Origin of the sequence: Bradyrhizobium sp. BRP56 (assembly GCF_020194035.1) — a bacterium.
Classification (GTDB): Bacteria; Pseudomonadota; Alphaproteobacteria; order Rhizobiales; family Xanthobacteraceae; genus Bradyrhizobium; species Bradyrhizobium australafricanum.
The window spans coordinates 142,136-163,462 of record NZ_JADYVV010000005.1 but is presented as its reverse complement, the minus strand read 5'-3'; the positions used below and the strand labels follow the sequence as shown (position 1 = coordinate 163,462).

The 21,327-nt window shown below is 60.2% G+C and carries 20 protein-coding genes; 1 reads left to right on the top strand and 19 read right to left on the bottom strand.

Annotated elements, in window-relative coordinates:
• Positions 1 to 16: 16 nt before the first annotated feature.
• The 15 genes from I6F38_RS06125 to I6F38_RS06055 form a co-directional block, all read right to left on the bottom strand.
• Positions 17 to 1,471 carry an amidase gene (locus I6F38_RS06125; protein ID WP_225159449.1) on the bottom strand — a complete coding sequence of 485 codons (1,455 nt, stop codon included), beginning with the start codon at positions 1,469 to 1,471 and terminating at the stop codon, positions 17 to 19.
• The gene (locus I6F38_RS06120) at positions 1,461 to 2,504 is read right to left on the bottom strand and encodes an ABC transporter ATP-binding protein (protein WP_225159448.1); all 1,044 of its coding nucleotides are present in this window, start codon (positions 2,502 to 2,504) and stop codon (positions 1,461 to 1,463) included. Before I6F38_RS06120 ends, I6F38_RS06125 begins: the two co-directional genes overlap by 11 nt.
• Positions 2,450 to 3,412, bottom strand: a complete 963-nt coding sequence (locus tag I6F38_RS06115; protein ID WP_028344976.1) for an ABC transporter ATP-binding protein — start codon at positions 3,410 to 3,412, stop codon at positions 2,450 to 2,452. Before I6F38_RS06115 ends, I6F38_RS06120 begins: the two co-directional genes overlap by 55 nt.
• The gene (locus I6F38_RS06110) at positions 3,412 to 4,263 is read right to left on the bottom strand and encodes an ABC transporter permease (protein WP_069277456.1); all 852 of its coding nucleotides are present in this window, start codon (positions 4,261 to 4,263) and stop codon (positions 3,412 to 3,414) included. The genes I6F38_RS06115 and I6F38_RS06110 overlap by 1 nt, the downstream gene beginning before the upstream one ends.
• Positions 4,264 to 4,266: 3 nt before the next feature.
• A complete protein-coding gene (locus I6F38_RS06105; RefSeq protein WP_028344978.1) occupies positions 4,267 to 5,283 on the bottom strand; it encodes an ABC transporter permease in 1,017 nt (338 codons plus the stop codon).
• A gap of 299 nt (positions 5,284 to 5,582) precedes the next feature.
• Entirely contained in the window at positions 5,583 to 6,158 is a 576-nt protein-coding gene (locus tag I6F38_RS06100) for a cupin domain-containing protein (protein ID WP_225159470.1), read from the bottom strand.
• Positions 6,159 to 6,932: 774 nt separating this feature from the next.
• Positions 6,933 to 7,145 (bottom strand): tautomerase family protein, encoded by a 213-nt coding sequence (locus tag I6F38_RS06095; protein WP_028344980.1) that lies wholly within the window; start codon positions 7,143 to 7,145, stop codon positions 6,933 to 6,935.
• An 18-nt stretch (positions 7,146 to 7,163) separates the two neighbouring features.
• The gene (locus tag I6F38_RS06090) at positions 7,164 to 7,394 is read right to left on the bottom strand and encodes a tautomerase family protein (RefSeq protein ID WP_069277457.1); all 231 of its coding nucleotides are present in this window, start codon (positions 7,392 to 7,394) and stop codon (positions 7,164 to 7,166) included.
• 26 nt (positions 7,395 to 7,420) lie between these two features.
• Positions 7,421 to 8,845, bottom strand: a complete 1,425-nt coding sequence (locus I6F38_RS06085; protein ID WP_081334694.1) for an MmgE/PrpD family protein — start codon at positions 8,843 to 8,845, stop codon at positions 7,421 to 7,423.
• A gap of 30 nt (positions 8,846 to 8,875) precedes the next feature.
• Entirely contained in the window at positions 8,876 to 10,429 is a 1,554-nt protein-coding gene (locus tag I6F38_RS06080) for a sodium/solute symporter (protein WP_196238265.1), read from the bottom strand.
• A gap of 55 nt (positions 10,430 to 10,484) precedes the next feature.
• Positions 10,485 to 10,766 (bottom strand): hypothetical protein, encoded by a 282-nt coding sequence (locus I6F38_RS06075; protein WP_069277460.1) that lies wholly within the window; start codon positions 10,764 to 10,766, stop codon positions 10,485 to 10,487.
• A 189-nt stretch (positions 10,767 to 10,955) separates the two neighbouring features.
• The gene (locus tag I6F38_RS44200; protein WP_081334696.1) at positions 10,956 to 11,525 is read right to left on the bottom strand and encodes a GNAT family N-acetyltransferase; all 570 of its coding nucleotides are present in this window, start codon (positions 11,523 to 11,525) and stop codon (positions 10,956 to 10,958) included.
• A gap of 38 nt (positions 11,526 to 11,563) precedes the next feature.
• On the bottom strand, positions 11,564 to 12,547 hold the full coding sequence (locus I6F38_RS06065) for a nitronate monooxygenase (protein WP_225159447.1): 984 nt from the start codon (positions 12,545 to 12,547) through the stop codon (positions 11,564 to 11,566).
• Between the two features lie 244 nt (positions 12,548 to 12,791).
• A complete protein-coding gene (locus tag I6F38_RS06060; RefSeq protein ID WP_069277462.1) occupies positions 12,792 to 13,214 on the bottom strand; it encodes a VOC family protein in 423 nt (140 codons plus the stop codon).
• A gap of 334 nt (positions 13,215 to 13,548) precedes the next feature.
• Positions 13,549 to 14,436, bottom strand: coding sequence for a LysR family transcriptional regulator (locus I6F38_RS06055; RefSeq protein ID WP_225159445.1), 888 nt, complete (start codon positions 14,434 to 14,436; stop codon positions 13,549 to 13,551).
• Between the two features lie 100 nt (positions 14,437 to 14,536).
• Between I6F38_RS06055 and I6F38_RS06050 the strand changes: the two genes are divergently transcribed.
• Entirely contained in the window at positions 14,537 to 16,036 is a 1,500-nt protein-coding gene (locus I6F38_RS06050) for a CoA-acylating methylmalonate-semialdehyde dehydrogenase (RefSeq protein ID WP_225159442.1), read from the top strand.
• A gap of 273 nt (positions 16,037 to 16,309) precedes the next feature.
• Here the strand turns inward: I6F38_RS06050 and I6F38_RS06045 are convergent, their stop codons facing one another.
• The 4 genes from I6F38_RS06045 to I6F38_RS06030 all read right to left on the bottom strand — a co-directional run bounded on the left by I6F38_RS06045 (position 16,310) and on the right by I6F38_RS06030 (position 21,240).
• Entirely contained in the window at positions 16,310 to 17,200 is an 891-nt protein-coding gene (locus I6F38_RS06045; RefSeq protein ID WP_035634220.1) for a LysR family transcriptional regulator, read from the bottom strand.
• Positions 17,201 to 17,541: 341 nt separating this feature from the next.
• Positions 17,542 to 18,579 carry an esterase gene (locus tag I6F38_RS06040; RefSeq protein WP_225159441.1) on the bottom strand — a complete coding sequence of 346 codons (1,038 nt, stop codon included), beginning with the start codon at positions 18,577 to 18,579 and terminating at the stop codon, positions 17,542 to 17,544.
• A gap of 92 nt (positions 18,580 to 18,671) precedes the next feature.
• Positions 18,672 to 19,823, bottom strand: a complete 1,152-nt coding sequence (locus I6F38_RS06035) for a mandelate racemase/muconate lactonizing enzyme family protein (RefSeq protein ID WP_225159439.1) — start codon at positions 19,821 to 19,823, stop codon at positions 18,672 to 18,674.
• 109 nt (positions 19,824 to 19,932) lie between these two features.
• Positions 19,933 to 21,240 (bottom strand): MFS transporter, encoded by a 1,308-nt coding sequence (locus I6F38_RS06030; protein ID WP_225159438.1) that lies wholly within the window; start codon positions 21,238 to 21,240, stop codon positions 19,933 to 19,935.
• Positions 21,241 to 21,327 lie beyond the last annotated feature (87 nt).

Below are 21,327 nucleotides of genomic sequence, written 5' to 3'. Positions count from 1 at the left end.
GAACGTGACGGCAGCATCAGAGACCGAGGTCACCCAGCAGCTTCGGCCATTGGTGAGCCCATGGACGCGCTTGTTCGAACGCTCCAGACGCTGCGAGCACGGTGCGGTCCGCCAGATGGCGGCCGATGATCTGCATGCCAACCGGCAAGCCGGTTTTGGTGAAGCCAGCGGGAATGGTCGCTGCCGGCTGACCGGTCAGGTTGCAGATGAACGTGAAGCAGAGCCAGTCGCCGGTCGTGACCATCTTCTCTTCGATGATCTCGGGGCCCTGCATGTAGAGCGGGAACGCCGGCACTGCGAGCGTCGGCGTGATCAGGAGGTCGTAGTTGGCCATGAACCGCCACATGCGGTTGCAGACCATCTGCCGCATCATCTTGGCGTCGGTGAATTCTTCCGCCGTCCACTGCCGCTCCAGCAGGGCGACGAGGTGCGGCGACATTTCTTTTTCGCGCCCTTTCATCATGCGGCGCATGCCGGTGAGATCAGTGTCGCCGGCAACGATGGTCCAGAATTGCGGGAACGGATCGTCCCATCCGGGACTGGCGCGCTCGACTGTGCAGCCGAGGTCGGTCTCGAACACGCGCACCGCCTCGGAGACGACGCGGCGCACCTCCGGGTCGACCGGCGCATAGCCCCAGTCTTCGCTATAGGCGATGCGAAGGCCCTTGATGCTTTCCTTGGTGGCGGCGACATAGTCGAAGTCGGCGGCCGGAATCGAATAGCGATCGCGCGGGTCGGGTCCGGTGATCACCTTGAGCATCAGCGCCGAGTCGGCCACGGTCCGGCTCATCGGGCCGACGTGTTCGAGCGATTCCCAGCTCGACACACCGGGATAGCGCTCATCGCGGCAACCCGGGTAGAGCGGCACCCGGCCCATCGAGGCCTTGATCCCGTACAGCCCGCAAAGCGCCGACGGAATCCGGATCGATCCGCCGCCATCCGAACCGATCGCAAACGGCGCGACGCCCGCCGCAACCGAAGCACCCGAGCCGGCGCTCGATCCGCCGGATGTCATGTCGAGATTCCAGGGATTGCGCGTCGCCGGGAAAACCGGGTTGTGACCGACGCCGCTGTAACCGAACTCAGGCACGTTGGTCTTGCCGATGATCACGGCGCCAGCGTCCTTCAGCCGCTCGACCACGATGTCGTCCTCATCAGGCACGAAGTCCCGATAGAGGGGCGAGCCCATCACGGTCAGGATGTCCTTGGTGGCGACGAGATCCTTGATTCCGATCGGCACGCCCGCCAGCAGGCCCGGATCCTTGCCGGCTGCGATCTTGGCATCGACTGCAGCTGCGGCGGCGCGCGCTACATCGGGCGTCGGCGTGCAGAAGGCATGGATGTGCGGTTCGACCTTCTCCATCCGGCGCAGAACGGCTTCAGTGACCTCAGCAGCGGAAAGCGTCTTGTCCCTGACTTTCGCCGCGACGGTCATGGCGTCCATACGGCAGATCTCGTTGTCAGCACTCATCGGTTTCTCCAGGCGGTGAAGGAGCAAAATGGCAGGCGGCGAAATGGTCCGGGCCAACCGCGCGAAGTGTCGGCATGGCCCTGCTGCAAATATCGGCCCCCTTCGGACAGCGGCCGTAGAAGCGACAGACGTTGGGATCCGGGTCGATTGGGCTGCTTGGACTTCCGTCGAGCCTGACCCGCGCTTCGCCGCGCCTCGCCGGATCCGGGATCGCGGCAACCAGTGCCTGCGTGTAGGGGTGACGCGGCGCAGTGAAGAGCGTCTCGGCCGGCGCGATTTCGACGATCTTGCCGAGATACATCACGACCACGCGCGAGCAGAGAAGCCGCACCACGTTGAGATCGTGCGACACGAACAAATAGCTCATCGACAGCCGCGCGCGCAGGTCGGCGAGCAACCGCAGGATCACGGCCTGGACCGACACGTCGAGCGCAGAGGTCGGCTCATCGAGGATTAACAGCGAGGGTTCGACTGCGACGGCACGCGCGATGCCGACGCGCGCGCGCTGGCCGCCCGACAACTGATGCGGGTAACGCTGCAGCAGCTCTTCCGGCAATCCGACCAGCGCGGCCGTGGCGCGCACGCGCTCGTCCAGCTCAGCGCCGTTGGTCATGCCGAGTAGCCGCTTCAACGGATCAGCGATCGCCTGAAAAGCGCGGAATGAGGGATTGAGGCTTTCTGTCGCGTCCTGGAACACGACTTGAATGCGCCGCCGCCTCGGCGAGGCCGCAAACTGCGCTTGCGTCACGGCGGTGAGATCCTCACCACCGATCAGGACCCGGCCGACCGTCGGATCGATCAGCCGGCCAAGCAGGCGAACCATGGTGGATTTGCCGCAGCCGGACTCGCCGACCAGGCCGACGCTTTCGCCGGCACCGATTGTTAGATCCACATCGTCGACCGCACGCAGCCGCGCGCCGCGCCCTCCCCGCTTGATCGGGTAAAACTTGGACAGTGATTTGACTTCGAGCAGCGGCGTCATGACAGCGGAAACCGGCAGCGCACGAGGTGCGCGGGAGACAATTCGGTCCATGACAGCTCCGCCTCGTCACAGATCGGCTGCCGCCGCTCACAGCGACCGCTGAAGCGGCACGGCGGCAACGCGCCGCGCAGATCGGGCAGATGACCGGGAATGGCGTTAAGGTCGTCGAGACGCGACTCCGGAACGGGCGTGGCGGCCAGCAACTGGCGTGTATAGGGATGTGCCGGATGCTGCAGGAGCGCCTCAGTCGTCCCGATCTCGACGATGTGCCCGGCATGCATGACCGCGATCCGGTCGCAATATTCGCCGGCAAGGCCGAGATCGTGCGTAATCAGCAGCGTCGACATCCGCGTCGACCGGCTCATCTCCCTGATGAGATCCATGATCACGGCTTGCGTCGTCACATCGAGCCCCGTCGTGGGCTCATCAGCGATCAGCACGGATGGCGTGCAGGCCAGCGCCATCGCGATCATCACGCGCTGGCACATCCCGCCCGAGAGCTCGAACGGATAGGCCTCTGCCCGACGTTCCGGATCGGGAATGCGGACACGCGCCAGGGCCGCTATGGCCGCCTTCCTGAGATCGCGGCTCGGCAAGCCGGCATGTTCTTGCAGCACATCCTCAATCTGCTTGCCGATCTTGCGGATCGGATTGAGCGCCGTACGGGGGCTCTGAAAAATCATCGCCATCTCGCGCCCGCGAATCTCGCGCATGGCCTCTGGCCGCGCAGCCAGAAGATCGATTCCGCCCATCGTGATGCTGCCCTTGGTGATTCGCGCGGCTTCATCGTTGAGGCCCATGACGGTGTAGGCGGTAACCGACTTTCCGGATCCGCTCTCACCGACCACGCCGACGATCTCGCCGCGCGTCACGGACAGGCTCACGCTGTCGAGTGCCCGCACCACTCCGTGACGGGTGCGGAATTCCAGGCAGAGGTCGTCGATCTCGAGCTGTGCCATCAGACGCGCTTCCTCGGATCGAGCAGGTCACGCAGTCCGTCGCCAAGCATATTGAACGAGAACACCGCAAGCACGAGCGCGGCGCCGGGAAACATGAAGGCCCACCACTCGCCGGAGATGATGTAGCTGGCGCCTTCCGACACCATGATGCCCCACTCCGGCGTCGGCGGCCGCACCCCGAGCCCGATGAAGGACAGGCCGGCGGCGTTGAGGATCGCCCAGCCCATGTTGAGCGAGGCCTGCACCATCATCGGCGGCAGAATGTTCGGCACGATGTGGTTGACGAGGACGCGCAGCGGTCCGTTGCCGCCCATGCGCGCCGCCTCGACATAGCCGAGCTCGCGCCGCACGTTGACCTCGGCGCGCGCGAAGCGGCAGTAGAACGGCAGGTTGATGATCATCGTGGCGATGATGATGTTGGCGACGCTGTTGCCGAGCGCCACCACGATGCCCATCGCCAGCACGAACAGCGGGAACGCCATAATGGTGTCCATGGCGCGGCCAATGATGCGGTCGGTCCAGCCGCCGAAATAGCCGGCCATAGAGCCCAGCGCGAGGCCCACTACGAACGACAGCGCTACCGCCGAAACCGCCATGCCGAGGTCGAGGCGTGTCGCCACGATGACGCGGCTGAGGATGTCTCGGCCGAGCGCATCGGTGCCGAACGGATGCAGCGCGCTGGGTCGCGCCAGCTTGGTGGTGGCGGAGGTCAGCAGCGGATCATAGGGCGCGATATAGGGGCCAAAGATCGCGAACAGCGCGAGCAGCGCCAGAATGATCACGGCGACCACTGTCAGGCGATTTTCGCCGAAGGCATAACCGGTGTTGCGGGCGAGCGTAACGAGACTCATCGCTCAGCCCTCGTACCGGACGCGGGGGTCGACCAGCGTCGCGAAGATGTCGACAGCGAGATTGAGCAGAACGTAGAGCACCGCCATCATCAGGACGAAGCCCTGCACCGCGGCGTAATCGGAGGCGATCACGGCCGACACCGCATAGGCACCGACGCCCTGCCAGCCGAACACCTGTTCGATCAGGACGTTCGAGCCCAGCAGGAACGAGAACACCATGCCAAGCACGCTGCTCACGGGCAGCAGCACGTTGCGGAATGCGTAGGTCATCAGGATCTTACGGACCGGCAGTCCGCTGGCGCGCGCGGTGCGGATGAAGTCGCTGCCCAGCGCCTCCAGCATCGCAGCGCGCGTGATGCGCGCGATCGGCGCCAGCGCGAACAGGCCTAGTGATATCGCGGGCAGAATCAGCTGGGACAAGGCCGCGCGCAGCACCGGCCAGTCACCCGCAATGAGGGCGTCGATGGTGTAGGCGCCGGTGACGCGTGGCGGCGGCGAGAAGGCGATTTCGTTGAGGCGGCCGAGCGGCTGCGGCGCCCAGCCGAGCAAGAAATAGAAGATGTAGACGAACAGCAGGCCAACGAAGAAGGTCGGGAACGCAGCACTCACGGTGACCAGCCCGCGGCAGGCGTGATCGACCCCGCCGTTGATCCGGGTCGCGGCCCACACGCCCATTGGGATGGCGATGCCGATCGCAAACAGCAGCGCAAAGGATGACAACTCGAGCGACGCTGGCAATCGTTCGACCAGATCGGTCAGCACCGGTTGGCCGGTAGTGAGCGAACGGCCGAGATTGCCGTGCGCGAGGTCAATCACATAGTGCAGGAACTGCACTGGCAACGGACGGTCGAGTCCAAGCGTGGCGCGGATGTTTTCGATCGATGCGGCGTTCGCGGCGGGCCCAGCGAAGAACGCCGCGGGGTCGCCGGGCAGCGCGTGCGAGATGAAGAACGTGAGAACGACAACTCCGATCAGGCTCGGGATGGTGCCCAGCAAACGTTTCCAAACGAAAGCCATCAGCGGTTCGCCTGCCGTTACTCACCGAAGCGACGGCATCGCTGCCGGAGCGCATCAACGTGATCGGGCCCCATCGATGTCAGATGCAGCCGGGGGCAATCGACATGCATCACAGTCATGCAAAAGGTTAAGCAAGCGTTATGCCAGCTCGGTCATTCCGGTGATCGAGCTGGCAAGTTCTCGAATTGGAGATTTTTTGGGATGCAACGCCGTCGCGCTCGCGCTAAAAAAGAAGCGACGTTGAGCCATCGCTGCTTCAGTTTTCGCCACATGCATCCAATTCATGCACTGGCGCGATCACCTCAGTGGACCTGCGGCGTGTTGACCCAGACGATCCGCGCTTCGTCCTGCCCGACATTGCGATAATTGTTGGTCAGATAAGCCTTGAAGAAGAAGGAGTCGCCGGCCGTCATCAGATATGTGGTGTCGTCGACGGTGAGTTCGATGGTTCCGGACACGAGGTAGCCGACGGCTTCGCCCTGATGGGTGATGAGGTCGACCTTCCCGCCGCCCGGGGCGACCACATGAATGTTGCCCTCGAGCAAATTGCCCGCGGCGATCGGCACCAATCGCTCATAGGTCACACCGGTGCCGCCGCGCAGTGCGTCTACCGGCACCTTGAGCCGGTCCTCGGGCTTCTGCACCAGCTTGTAGTCATCGATCTTTAGGCCAAAAAACGAGGCCATGTCTCGGTCGAGCGCGTGGACCATCTTGTCGAGCATGGGCAGCGACGGCATGACCTTGCCGGCCTCGATCTTGGAAATCATGCTCTCGTCACATCCGACGACCTGCGCCAGGTCTCTCATGCGCAGCCCCTTGGACAACCGGGCACACCGGAGGCGCGGTCCAATCTTCAAGGCGTTGTTTTCGGACGTCACGTTACGTTCCCAGCGATGCAAGCGGGCCAATACTATGCATATAAATCACATGATTTACCAGCACGTCGCGGCAAATCCAGAGCAATTTTGGAGAAGCCGCCCCCTCGCCCGCATAAAGGCCGCCTTGGCCGAAAACGAGAGTTTGTTAGGATTTATGCTCCGCGGGACTTCGGGTCTCGCCAGCATCGATGCATGGCCTCGGGTGTACCGGCGTAATGTCGAACTCCCGCGCGGCAAGGCCTGACAGCACGTGCGTGGGAACGTCCATCTCATGGACGATTGGTTGAGGCTCACTGCGAATAGTTTTCGGTGCAGAACCGGTCGAGCGGCGGTGCCGCCGTTTTCTATGTTAGACGACCGCGCTAGGAAAGCCCGCTACTAGCCCGTTCCCTGCACTGCCAACCTGCAGCAAAGCCACAAGTCATAACGCTAAGAAGAGTTGGAAATGAAGGGACGCTTACCCTTGCTGCACTTCGAACGGTTGAATGCAGAGTAGAAGCAGTGGGGCGGAGAGAGTGGGACGCTCTTCCCCTGCGCCGCGATTGCGCCGAAACCCGCCGAAAACAAGGATTCTCGAAAAGCTCGGCCGGATATTGTGACCACCGCCGTGTACCACCTATCGTCTACTACGCGATTGCTTGCTCACGGCTAGCTCCCTGAACCAGGAGCGATCCCCGGAAGAATACGACAACGAGCGACACGGGTACACCGCGATGTCGCTCGTTGACTGGTTCGGTCGAGATATGAGCAATCAAACTGATGCGGCCTGACGCCCTAAGTGCCGACAGGCTCCGCCTTGCCGGCTTCCTCACCGTGAATACGCCCGGATATGCTCATGTTTTCGGGGGCGTGCTCGGTCAGAAGCACGTTGATGATCTTGGGGTCTGAACCGATGGACTGGTTGGTCACCTTGACGATATCCCGGATCAGCTGTGTTTTCCTGGCTTTCGTCAGGCCGCTCGGAATGTGGCACTGGATGAATGGCACTTCTCTATCCTCCGTCGTTTACTTGAGCTTCGCGATCAGCTCTTTGTCGTTGGCTGCGCCCTCGACGAATTCGGGCAGGTGTTGTCCGTGTTCGACGAAATTGATTCCGCGCCCCTCGCGAATCACAAAGAAGATATCGTCGGGGCGCTCCCCGGTGGCCTCGCTGACCACTCGAAGCAACGCGGCGGATAGCGCTCTCTTCTGCTCATCGCTTCGACCGAAGCGCATGTCGCACGAGATCATCGACATTATTTCTCTCCCTTGGTAATTGCTCGTTACTGGATGCCCGGATGGCTGGCTCTGAAGACAGCCTTTGGGCTTGCTCGCCCCAGCAATCCCATCAGGTACTCGATGGAATTTTGATCGATGTTCGCGACGGCTTCGATGATATTGTTGCGCAGCTCGGAATCGGCGAAGGGTTCGCTGAGCCAATGGAACTTCTCCACGGTCCGCCCCCAGGACAGCGGCTTCGCAAGACCTCCCTCATATCCGAGTTGCTCGCGTACCAGAGTTCGTCCGTCGACCGTCTCGACCGTAAGGCGCGCGTTGAGTTCGTGCGGATAGCGCGACGTGAATACGTCGTCGGGCCTCACTTCTACGCGCCGCAACAACTCATGCGCGTCGGCGGCTCGGACCCGCTCGGCCTCGAGCTGATCAGGTCCGACCTTGTCGTCGAGAAAGGCCGCGGCGATCAGGTACTTCAGATTGTAATCCGCCTGCTCCTTCGTTTGCGGATCATCCTTTGGACCGAACGCGCCGCCTCCGGCAATGTCATACCCGGTCTGGAAGATGTCGCAGCGAACGTGCTTGACGTCCTTGGCGCCCAATCCGTTGTCGCGCTTGAGCTTGAGAACAGCCTCGAGGACCGGCTGCCCATGAATAAGCGAACAGAACTTCTTCATGACCGTCAGCTTTACGACATCGAGCGAGTCGTCGGACCAATCGATGTCGATGTTCTGGTCGAACATACGAAGCAGGCCATTCGGCCCTTCGAACAGTCCGGATGGTCCCGTAAAGCCGCGCTTCGCCAACGATGCGGCATAGACGGCTCGCATTCCGGTCATGCCAGGAGAGAAGCCCTTCCACTGCGACACGGGTTCGACGTGAACACAAGTGAGCGAGATGTTATCCACCGTTGCGATCGAGATGGCATTGGCGATCTGATGGTCGGTAAGACCGAACAGCTTTCCAGCTCCGGCAGCCGACGACATGGCTAGCTGGATGGCATGGTTGAAACCCTTTGCCATCACGGGAACGACCGCCGTGATGCGGCACTGGATCTCGTAAGCCACGGCAAGCGCCAGCATGAAATCCTCGCCTGAGGCCTTCACATGCTCCGCAGCGGCAAGGATCGCGCCGAAGTTATCGCTAGGGTGGCAGAGACCACCCGGCGACATGTAGCTGTCGAGCAGATCGACATAGCGAACGAGACCGGAGTTGTAGAGTGCCGCTTGGTCCGGCGCCGTCCTCCCGCCGCCTATCAGGGTGCAGCTGCCGCCGGAACGATATTCGGCGAACTGGTCACGAAGTGCCGTGAAGGGGGCTCCCGGAAGCGCCGAGATAGCGCAGCCGAGGCTATCCAGGATGTTGCGTTTGAAGACCTTTCGCGTATCGGCCTTCAACGACTTCTTGGATGCGCGTGAAGCGAACGCGGCGATCGCGTCAACGGTCGGAGTTGCGGTCGTATTCTTGGTAAGCATGGTGTTTCCCCGTGTTGGCTTTATTGGTGCTCAGTTCACCAGGTCGACGGAAGCCAAATCCATCACCGGTCGCTTGAGGATTGAGACGACGAAACAGACGAGGAAGGCCGCTGGCACGGTCAGAATTGCCGGGGAGTCGTAGGGAAACGGAGCCAAACCGAGGCCCAACACCTTCGTCCAAACAGTCGGCCCCATGACGGTCAGCGTCACCGAGGAGAGCAGGCCAAACGCACCTCCCGCAAGAGCTCCCGCGGTCGAGAGCCTTGGCCAATATATTGCCAGGATCAAGAGCGGGAAGTTTGCGCTGGCGGCTATCGACGTCGCCATTGCGATGAGATAGGCGACGTTCTGTCCTTCGAACGCGATTGCCAGAACAACGGCGATGACGCCCAGTATCGCCGCGGTGAAACGCACGGTGATCAACTTCGACCGTTCGTCGAGCGGCCGTCCTCTCAGCCCTGCAATGAGATCGTTGGTGGCAGCGGAAGCGCCGGCAATGAGCAGCCCGCATACAACGGCAAGGATTGTGGCGAAGGCAACTGCTGTAACAAAGCCCATCAACGCTGAGCCACCGACGATTTCTGCAAGATGGATCGCCACCATGTTCGTTCCCCCCAACACGCTGCCGTCGGGCGCCAGGTGCCTAGAGGCGTCGCGCAGAAGCGAAATGCTGCCGAAGCCGATTGGGAGAAGCATGATGAAGAACAACCCGATCAGGCATGTCGCGTAGAAGACCGAGAGTCTTGCCGCCCGCTCGTCACGCACCGTAAGGAAGCGCATCAGGATATGGGGCAACCCTGCCGTGCCGAACAGAACACCGATTGCAAGAGAGGTCGTCGCAATCCCGTCGCGAGCGAATCCGCGGATATTGAGAATCTGCTGACCAGATGGGTGCGCGCCCGACGCTCGGTGCAGCAGCTCGCCCAGATCAAGTCCAAATCTCGACAGGCACAGTGTGGCGATGACGGCACCGCTGATCAGCATCAAGACGGCTTTGATGATCTGCACCCAGGTCGCTCCTCGCATGCCGCCAAAGATCGCGAGTACGATCATCAGAGCGCCACCGCCGAGGACGGCGGCGCGATAGGATATGCCTACCAACAACCCCAGGAGCTCTCCCGCTCCGACCAGTTGCGCCACCAGATAGAAGCAGATGATTGTCAGAGAGCAGGCCGCAGAGAGAACCCGAATCGGCCGTTCGTTCAGCTTGTGCGCCAAGACATCGGCCAGCGAATAGCGCCCTAGTCTGCGTAGCGGTTCAGCAACAAGAAACAGCACGACCGGCCAGCTTGCGAGATATGTCGCGGCCAAGAAGAACCCGTCGAGGCCTGAAGCGTAGATCGCGCCCGTCAGCCCCAAGAACGCGCCGGCGGACATATAGTCGCCGGCGATGGCAAAACCGTTTTGCGTCGCAGTCACTGAATTCGATGCGGCGAGGTATTCATCGGTCGAACTCGTTTGACGAGCAGCCCAAGCACACACGGCCAGGGTGATCGCCAGGAAGATTCCAAAAAACGCGAATGTTGTTGCCTGTGAGCCCACCACGGCTGAGCCGGCGGCTTGCGCTTCGTTGGCGCCCGTCAATATCGCTATCAGGCCAATCGAGACGCAAGAGAAAGGCGATATAACCTTAGACATATCAATTGGCCCGGCGGACGAACACAAAGATTGCAGTTGTCGCGATGGACGCCAGCATGCAGCCGATGATCAAGAGGATCGAAGGGGTAGAGATGCCCGTAGCCTGGACGGATGCCGCGGCGGATCGTGAAGCGGACAGCAGCGAGATGAAGCAAGCGAAATAGATAATGATAACGGCACCACACAGCCAAAACCGGAGGCCATTGCCGTCGACGGCCATTTGTGAAGGACTGCACGCATCCACCTTTAGCATTTCAAAATCTCCCAACAGAACCATGATCATTGTTGAAAGATTGTGTCCGTCGCCCCCCTCGCAACAAACGAAATGAAGTGAGAGGGCCATCTAGCGTAATGATCGTTCCCCATCAGTTTCTGCGCGTCATGCCATGATTTTATGCAGATACCGCGCAGTGCGGTGTCAATCTGTGTTCCTGGGCATCAATGTGATCTGTGATTGCGGTCGGACAAATCACTATTTATCGTCACAGTCGACAATGATCGCGCCAAGGTCGTAAGGCTCTGCCTTCCCGATCATCTTTTCGCATCTCACAAGTTGCCAGTCGGCGTGATGGTTCAGCGTGAGAAACTCCAGCTTGCGCGCTAGAGCGAGCGCCGCGCCATTTGATCGGAACGTGTCGCCGTAGAGGCAGACTGCGCCGCGCTCCCTGGCTCGACCCTCTAACCATCGCACCAGGGCCTGTCCTATCCCCCGTCCCTGCCAGGCATCGGATACGGATAGCGCAAACTCCATCGCGTTGGTCGAACCCTGATAGCCGCAATTGAGCTCCGCAATCACAACCTGCCGCGCCGCCCCGGGTTCGTGTAGCAACAGCACAAACCTATCGGCCCGCCACTTCGTGGCGGCGCTCGCCTCGACCAACGAGGCAATGCTCGCCGGTGTGAGGAAACGACAGAAGCGGGAGGTGTCGCTGAGCGATTTGAAATAATCGCGAAACGCATCGACACCTACCGCCGCTGCGGTCCTGAGCGTCAGACGATGATCCTCTCCGAACCGCAGAGAGAGCCCTGGAATTGGAATCACCGAACTTCACTTTTGGCACGAACGCCGCGACCTGAAGGTCACGCTGCGGTTTCCATTGGCGCCGCGTACTTGTTCAGCTGCACCCATGCTTCGTGAGTCACGCGCCGGACAACGTCCGCAGCGCGAGGCAAGTCGCCGATAAGCCTAATCGATTCGCCGACCGTGACGTTAGCTACGTCATAGTCGCCCTGCTCCGCCGCTGCTTCGACCTTCACGAGTTCGCTCTCCTGCAGCGAGCGGAGCTCTGCTTCCCGGCCGTGCCATTTCTCGATAAATTCGTTCTTCATCAAACGGCCGGTATAGCCGTCAGGCCACGCCTTCTTTCTGACGATGTCGTAGACGCTTGTGCGAATCGTTTCATCCCCGGTCGCTGCGACGACCTTGGCTTTGGCATTGGGATGGATAAGAGACTCCTGCGTCGCCCAGAACCTGCTTCCCAATAATGCCCCCTCGGCACCAAGCATTAGTGCTGCCGCCAAGCCGCGGCCATCCGCGATCCCGCCGGCGGCAACCACGAAGACGTTCGGCGCGTGCTTGCTCAACGCATCGACGACAGTCGGAACAAAAGGAAGCGTTGAGCGGGCGATCTGGCCGTGTCCACCCACCTCCGTGCCTTGCGCAACGACGATATCGGCCCCGACATCCGCCGCCTGGAGCGCCTGTTCCACGGTGTGAACCTGACAGATCAGCGGCACGCCAGCCTTTTTGATGCGCGGTGCAAATGGAGCGGGGTCCGCGAAGGACAGCATGATCACGCGCGGGTGGCGCTCTATTGCAAAGTCCAGGAGATCGGGCTGCTGCGCCATCGACCAGGTAATGAAGCCACAACCGACATCGCTACGCGTCACTTTGGCGGACTCAGCTTCGAGCCACGCTCGCTCTCCATAGCCTCCTCCCAATAGGCCGAGGCCTCCGGCTTCCGCGACGGCTTGGGCCAGATCCGCGCCCGCTGCCGGCGTCATCGGCGCGAGAATGATCGGGTGGCTGATTCCGAAAAATTGCGTAAGTCTTGTCTTGATCACTGTCGCTTCCTCTTGTTCGCGGGGGATGCTTTTTCCTTGAATTGGGCCAAAAACGCTCGTGTAGGAAAACGATTAGAAGTGATCGTGCCTATCTGCCTTTCAGATATCGGGCCGCAGGCTTGCTGGCCGATCGATCCAGCGGGGGCGTAGGCGGGCTCTGCGCCGGCCGACTTCCGGGCTAGCCCTATCGACCTTCGCACCGGCGCACCTGCCCGGCTTTCACAAGCGAAGGCGCAAGTTTGGCCTAGCGATTGGCTGGATCGCAAGCGAACTCCAGACGCACGCCGCCAGGCTCCTGAATCATGAAATGCGTCTTCGGACCATTTCCTAGCAACTCGGGCGCAAATTCGACAATGACTGCCGGGCAGGCCGCAACGCGTTCGTAGAGACTCTGAAGCCCAGTCAGAGAGCCGACCTTAAGCGCGAGATGATGCAGACCAAGGTTCCGCTTGCGGTCGAACGACACACAAGTGTCGGGCTGCTGCACTTGCCAAAGCGTAACCCTTGCGTGACCGTCCGATACGAAGACAGCTGGATAGCTCGGATTTCCACCGACGACTTTCCACCCGAGACAATCGCAGAAGAAGCGCCGCGTCGTTTCGAGCTCGCGCACCGTGAGCCCAACATGATCGACGCCGATTGTCGTTTCGGGAGTTTGGTTGGTCATTTGATCTTCATCCTGATGATTGCGTGCTCGGGCGCGGTATTGCCTCGGCCGCGCGGGGTTGATCCTTGAAATCCCAATGGCTGCAACACGGAAACGACGCTTCAATGACTTGGCTTGACGCCAGAATGCCTGCGGTTTCCGCCCCGGCCACCTCTCAGAGGTTCTAAATCCGCCGCAGCATTAAGGTAGTTGGCCGCCGCTTAAAGCGATTTATGGAGATATACCTATCATTTTCATTGATGGCGCTTGGACTTCGTTCCGCGGCCCGGGCAGCTCAAGCGCGAGGGCGTGATAAAGGCCATTTCGCGAAGGCGCGCGCCAACGACGGTGATTGTCAGCCGACTTGGAAAGATGCTTTCGCCACCTTAACTGCGCCGGCGATAAAGCGGTGAACTTCCCGAACGCGCTGCGTCTCATGCGTGTCGGGATGCGATGTGATCCAATAACTTCGAACAAAGCGAATGGCGGGAAGCAGGCGAGTCAATTCGGGAAAGCGAACGGCGGCGTAGTCGTGCAGGATGCCCACGCCGTGACCGTTACGAACGGCCTCCATTTGCGCAACAACACTTCCGCATTCGTAGCGGCGCGACATAAGACGTCCGAGCGACGATGCGTAGTCCAGGGCACGGCTGTAAGCGAAGTCCTCGACATGGGTAACAAATAAGCGGCCAGCCAGGTCGGCTTGAGTGACGATCGGACCTTCGCGCGCGACATAGCTCTGAGCAGCGTAGACGCTCAGTGTGTAGTCCGTCAGTTTCGACAGGATGAGGCGGCCTTGTTTTGGTCGATCGAGGGTGATGGCGATGTCGGCCTCCCGGCGAGACAACGAGAAAGTGCGTGGAAGCGGCACCAATTGGATGACTAACCCGTGATGTCGGGCCGCCAGCGCGCCCAACTGCTCTGCGAGAAAGTAATTGCCGAGGCCATCCGGGGCACCCACTCGGACGGTACCGGTTATCGCTTCCGTGCCCGCCCCGATCGTTGAGCCGACCTTGAGAAATTCACTTTCCGCGCGTTCCGCGGCTCCGACCAAAGCCTCCCCTGCTGGCGTCAGCGTACAACCGGACGTGTGCCGCTCGAGCAGCCTGGCATTGAGACTCTTCTCCAATGCAGTGAGCTGACGGGCGACGGTTGCGTGATTCAGTTTCAGGTGCTTCGACGCCTTCAGGATCTGCCCTGCTCGCGCCACTTCGAGAAAAATCCGAATTCGCTCCCAATCCATCGACTACACTTTCTGCACAACGAAGCCGCACATTCTGTGATTGATGCGCAATTTTAGAAGAAACACATTGAGCCGATCAAGCACCGTAGGGAGAAGATCCATGTCCGCGACTATCGTAAATTTTATCAACGGCAAGTTGGCGCCATCCCGAAGCAAGCGAACCTCGCCGGTGTTCAATCCTGCGACGGGTGAGCAGACGGGAACGCTTGGCCTGGCGTCAGCCGAAGACGTCAATGCGGCCGTGTCAGCGGCCCGCAAGGCTTTTCCAGGTTGGGCAAACACCACACCGCTCCGGCGCGCGCGCATCCTTAACCGTTTCCTCCGCATCCTCGAAGATAGAATAGACCAACTCGCCGAGGTCATCACCGCGGAGCACGGAAAGGTGCTCTCGGATGCCAGGGGCGAAATTCAGCGCGGCATGGAAGTCGTTGAGTTCGCGACCGGCGCGCCGCAGCTTCTCAAGGGTGAGATGACGGAAGACGTAGGCACGCGAGTGGACAGCCACTCGGTCCGGCAGCCCCTTGGGGTGGTCACCGGCATTACACCATTCAATTTTCCGGCCATGGTTCCGATGTGGATGTTCCCGGTCGCGCTTGCCTGCGGCAACACCTTTGTGCTCAAGCCGTCGGAGCGAGATCCATCCGCCTCGCTCATCATGGCCGAATGGCTGAAGGAAGCGGGCCTTCCGGATGGGGTTTTCAACGTCGTTCAAGGTGACAAGGAGGTCGTGGACGCGCTCATCACGAACCCCGACGTGGTTGCTGTGAGCTTCGTCGGTTCGACGCCGATCGCTCGCTACATCTACGAGACCGCCACTTCGCACGGCAAGCGCTGCCAGGCACTCGGCGGCGCGAAGAACCACATGATCGTCATGCCGGATGCCGATATGGATCAAGCCGTAGACGCGCTGATGGGCGCAGCCTATGGCTCCGCTGGCGAGCGCTGCATGGCCATATCGGTTGCCGTGCCGGTCGGCAAGACAACGGCCGAGAGGCTGATCGAGAAGCTGGCTCCGAAGGTGCGCGCGCTGAACATCGGTCCGGGCACCGATCCGGAGGCGGAAATGGGCCCGCTGGTGACCAAGCAGCACCTTGAAAAGGTGCGCAGCTATATCGATGCAGGCGTCGCCGAGGGTGCCAAGCTGGTGGTGGACGGCCGCGACTTCAGGCGTCAGGGATACGAGAAGGGTTACTTTGTCGGCGGCACGCTATTCGACAATGTGACGAAGGACATGAAGATCTATCGCGAAGAGATCTTCGGTCCGGTGCTCGCTGTCAGTCGCGCGGCATCCTATGACGATGCTGCGGGCCTGATCAACAGCCATGAACTCGCCAACGGCACCGCGATCTTCACCAGAGACGGTGACGCAGCGAGAGAATTTGCGCACCAGATTCAGGTTGGAATGGTCGGAATCAACGTCCCGATTCCAGTTCCGATGGCCTTCCATTCCTTCGGCGGCTGGAAAGCGTCCCTTTTCGGCGACCATCATATGCATGGTCCTGAGGGCGTGCGATTCTACACCAAGCTGAAGACGATCACGACGCGGTGGCCGACTGGAATCCGCGCTGGCGCCGAATTCGTCATGCCGACCATGAGCTGATGAGTAGGACTGGGGGGACGCCGTCATCGGCGTCCCTCCTTCTGCGAGAGCGGCCTTACAGGAAGCACTCTTCGGTCTTGCGCGTCGTGCGGCCAAGATCAGAAATTCCGGTGCAACGACGATCATTTCAGGTTTGTCATAGACCTCCATTGGCCATCTGCGACGTTGCCGTCAGTTCGACGGCACTTGTCCCTTTCTGGTAGGCACGACCAGAGTCCTCGTACCAACGAGGCAAAAACAAAGTTGCCTCATCCAGGTCGACATACGGACCAACTATTCCGCGGCCTGAAGTGTCGGGAATCTCTCGGAGGTCAGACAGTTCAAAAAAGCTGACATGGCGCTTGACACATAGGTGTCCCTTCTGCGGATCAACTCCGTCTCTACGATCGCGTCTTCGGGGGCCAGTTCATGTATCGACACGCGCCCATCACGCCAGGCGGAAGCAACCACTCCTTTCGGCAACAAGGAAATACCCACTCCAGCGGCAATGCATCCCAATATGGCGTCGACGGAGCCGAACTCCAGCGGTTGGGTCACAAGGAGACCGCGACTCGCCAGGAATGTGTCCAATCGCAGCCGATAGGAGCATCCAATTCGAAACACGATTGTCTGCAAATTCTGCAGGAAGCCAAGATCTTCCAAGGAACGGAGCGATCTAGGAGCGACCAGCACGAGCTCTTCCCGAAACACCGGGGTATGCAAGAGGTCGGGATGGCCAATCGGGCCTGCGACAAAGGCGGAATCTAGACGGCAATCGAGAACGTCCGAGACGAGACTGCAGGTGGTGCCTGTGGTGACGACCAATCTAACCAAGGGATAGGTACGAGCAAAGTTCGCGAGAACCGTTGGCAGTCGCAACGCCGCCGTCGTTTCGAGGGTCCCGATTTCCAGCTCTCCGTTTGGAGAGCCGTCGTCTAGCGCAGCTGTCTTGGCATCGGAAAGCAGCTTCGACAATTTGGGCGAAAAAGGAAGCAGGCGTCGCCCTGCAGGAGTGAGTTGCACTCCGCGAGCTTGGCGTTGGAATAGTTGGACGCCTAGCTCCAACTCGAGATTACGGATCTTGGCTGTCACGTTCGATTGGACCGTGTTCAGCTCCAGCGCTGCACGGTTCATGCTACCCAACCGAGCTACCGCTTCGAAAACTTTGAGATCGCTAACATCCATTGGGAACTCCCTTTGAGGGCAATGCTCCGACTGAGCGAAGTAAAGCACTGCAAGGAGCAATCTGTAAATGGCATTAGTATCAAACACTTATCAATAATCTAGATGACCATATCTATCCAAAAGATAGCTCAGGACAAATCGAACGCACTCGTAGCTGACGCGGGCCGAAACCGGCAAGCGCCAGCTCCACAAGGACACTAAGACCACCGCCGAATTATCGTGCGGTCAAACGAGCCGAGCATTCTCGGCTTCACCAATCTCAGGCATACGCTGCGTGGATTTCGACACTGCCCCAATCTCTCAAGAGCCAATTGTGTCGACGTCAGGCGGCGTCAGCGACTTCACTTGACGTGCTTGGCCGTCCAATCGATCAACCAATCGGCGACCTGCAGATTGTTCTTGTCCTGCATCAGCATATGCGAGTTGCCGTGTATGCCTACATCAGGAAGGGAGACGACTTCGGCCTGAACACCAGCCTCTTTTGCCGCGCCCACAAACGCTTTGCAGCCCTGGAGCCTCTTGGACCAGGCTTCGGATTTCTCAACGAAGTCTCCGAAGAGGACGAGAATCGGAATCCCCTTGAGGCTCGACATGTTGAAGTCTGTGCCGGGGCATGCGCCTGGCTCGATCGAAATGATGCCCGCGATGCCCTTGGGATTCATCGCTGCGGTCTGGAAGGGATAGATTCCGGACTGGGAGTGACTGATCAGGATCGTGCTCTTGATACGCTGCGACAGCTCGGCAAGAGCCTTGACGGTGGGCACCGGCGGAGCCATCGAATAGTTCCAGTCGGGCACCATCTGCTTCCAAAACTCATCTTGCGCCTCGATCGGGAACTGCAGACCGGGGAACGCAGTCGGATATTCCGGCCCAAAGCGAAACAGAGGCCACGCCCCTTCCCGGCCGGCCGATATGAAAGCGGGCAGCGAATCCGGAGGCAGCTTGCGGGTCTTCACCGAGTTCACGGCAACGGGACTGGCAGCCGACCTGCCGCGCCAGGATTGGTCGACGACATAGACACTGAAGCCGCGGCGGAGGAAATACTCGTCCCAGCCCATCCGTCCATCCGGCGCGGTTTCCCAGCTTTTGCCGGTCAGACAGCAGCCGTGGATCAGCGTGATCGCATAAGGCTTGGGGTGCAGAGGCATTTGATAACGAACGTACATCTGGTCCACCTCGACGGTGCCCTGCGAGATGAATTGCGGGATCGTCGACAGCGCATCGCTCTTTATCTCGCGTCCTCCGACGAAGAAGCTTCCTTGACGTTCAATCGTCAGCGGTCCGTAGTTTTTTGCTTCCGCGGCGAGTCCGGCCGTCGAAGTGGCTAGGGTCGATACGAATTGAGAAAGCATGAGGGTCACTATGAATCGGTTCAACACGGATGGCTCCCAGATCGGACGGCGCAATTATTTGGGTTGAAGCGTCGGCACCGGTTCACTCCGGAACCAACGCGACTTTCAGCTGCGTTCTACTACTTCGAAGCTCGGTATTCCGCGCGCGTCACGAGCCAGTCCGCGCTGGCCTTAAGGTCGGGTTCAACGCCCAGTCCCGGCGCTTCGGGAAGCGGGAATACGCCGTCCTTCACTCGCGGGAACGGCTGCGCGAGCGCTTCACGCAACGGGTTCTCCATGACGTCATGTTCCAGCATTCCGGGGCCGCCCACGGCGGAGAGGACCTGCGCGGCCGCGAGCAAGCCGATGCCACTCCCCAGCCAATGCGGGCAATATGACCGGCCCGAGGCCACCGCGCGCCGCCCCACTGCGAAAGCGCCGGTGACGCCACCCCATTTCAACATGTCGGGCTGTACGATCCCATGATGACCGTTGTTGATCAACGTAGCGAAGGCGTCATACCCCATCACGTTCTCTCCGCCGGCGAGAGGGACCGGAGACAGCAAGGCCAACTCAGCCCACTCCGATTGAGGCCTGTCAGCAGGGATTGGCTCCTCGATCCACTCAAGACCGAACGCCCCCAACCGAGGCACTGATCGCCGCGCCTCCGACAGGTCCCAACCCTGGTTCGCGTCAACCATCAACCGCTCGCCCGGTCGAAGGTCGCGAGCGAGCGTTGAAACGACGCGCGAGTCCATCTCGGCGCCGAACGCCACCTTGACCTTGAATGCACGGAAACCAGCTTCGCGACAACGCGCGACAGTCTCGCACGCGGTATCTGGGTTGAGGCCACTCGCGTATGCACCGACCGTGCTCGAAGTTTGGCCGCTGCTCAATAGGCTACGCAGCGTCTTCTTCTCACGCCTGGCCGTAAGGTCCCACAACGCGAGATCCAGACCGCCAAGGCACGCGGCAAACGGTCCAGGTTCTGCTCCCTGGATAGCCCATCGATGGGTACGAACAGTCAGTGTGTGCCAAGCATCGGCGGGATCGACATAACTACCGGACAGCGCCGCCGGACAGATAACCGTCTCGAACAATCGTATCTTATTGTCGGCACTGAAGGGAGGAAAATTGCACCAGATCTCACCCCAACCGTGCACCCCGTCGCGATCCTCGACACGAATGAGCAGCACGCTTCGCCGCGGGATGCTGCCGAAAGAGGTCTTTACCGGCTCGCTCACCTCTGCACGAAAGAGGAATGCCTCGATGCGTGCGATATTGATGCTCATGTGTGATTTCCTTTCAGCTAACTGCGCCAGGCCCGGCGCGATTATTTTCCGAGCGGGGCTTCGAGGACACATTCCGAATTACCAACGCGTCCTGTTCCGATGGCCGCCTTCACGCGCGCTTGAGTCCGGTCGACGGTTTCTGCCCATTGGTGAACCGCGCATTGACGACAAAACGTGTCAACGCCGCAGCTATCAATGTGAGCACCGCGAGGAAATAAAGACCTGCCTGGTAGCTCTGCGTCGAGTCCTTGATCCAACCTAGCGCGTACGGACCGACGAATCCGCCGAGGTTTCCAATCGAGTTTATCAAGGCTATACCAGCTGCTGCGGCGTTCCCGGTCATGAACGTCGATGGCAACGGCCAGAATGGCGGCTTCGCACCGTAGATTCCAATAGCAGCGACAGCCACAACTCCAACCGTAAGAAGGGATCCCGTCAAAAGTCCCGCTCCGAACAGGCCAACCGCCGTCAGAGCGAGCGCGACAAACAGCGTCCAGCGACGCTCATTGTACTTGTCGGAAATGTAGCCAAACCCAAGAATGCCGAGCGTCCCAAAAATATAGGGCACGGAGGTCACAATGCCGGTCTGCATGTCGGTGAGACCGAGACCTTTGAGCATCTGCGGCAAGAAAAACGCCAAGCCGAGATTCGCCGTGGTATTGGCAAACCAAATGAACGCGAGTGCGAGCGTTCGAGGATCCGTCATCGCCTGCAGCGTGTCGGAGCCGTGGTTTGCTGCGACTGCGCCGTCATCTTCGTCGACTGCTCCTTGAAGCGCTGAGCGCTCTTCTCCCGTCAGCCAGGTCGCGTCACGGGGTCGATCGGGCATGATGGCCAAAAAAACAAATCCGAACAGAAACGTCGGCACTCCCTGAAGGATAAATAGCCATTGCCACCCTCGCAGGCCAAGGACCCCGTCCATGCTCAGCAATCCCGTCGAGAGCGGTCCACCAAGCGCCAAGGAGACGGGCACCGCCACGATAAACGCCGCAACAATTCGAGCCCGGTACTCCTGTGGAAACCAGAACGTCAGATAGAGGATGACGCCCGGAAAGAAGCCGGCTTCCGCGACGCCCAACAAGAAGCGAACAATAATGAAGCTGGTTGGTCCCTGCACGAAAGCCATGCAGGCAGAGATGATCCCCCAGGAGATCATGATGCGCGAAATCCATTTCCGGGCGCCAAATTTTGCAAGAGCAAGATTGCTTGGGACTTCGAAGACAAAGTAGCTGAGAAAGAAGACGCCAGCGCCGAGCCCGAAAATGTAAGGCGAGATGCCGATGTCTGCGTTCATCTTGAGGGCTGCGAAGCCGACATTGATGCGGTCAAGGTATGCCAGGACGTAAGAGACGAAGAGGACTGGAATAAGCCGCACGGAGACTTTCTTGATTAAAGCGTCAGAGACGGTCCTGGACATACTCGCTCCCAAATAAGCTCTTTCGTTTTCGCCTCTCTCGCACCCATCGACGACGCGTCTTTATGGTTTCGCCGGCAGCGGTGCAGG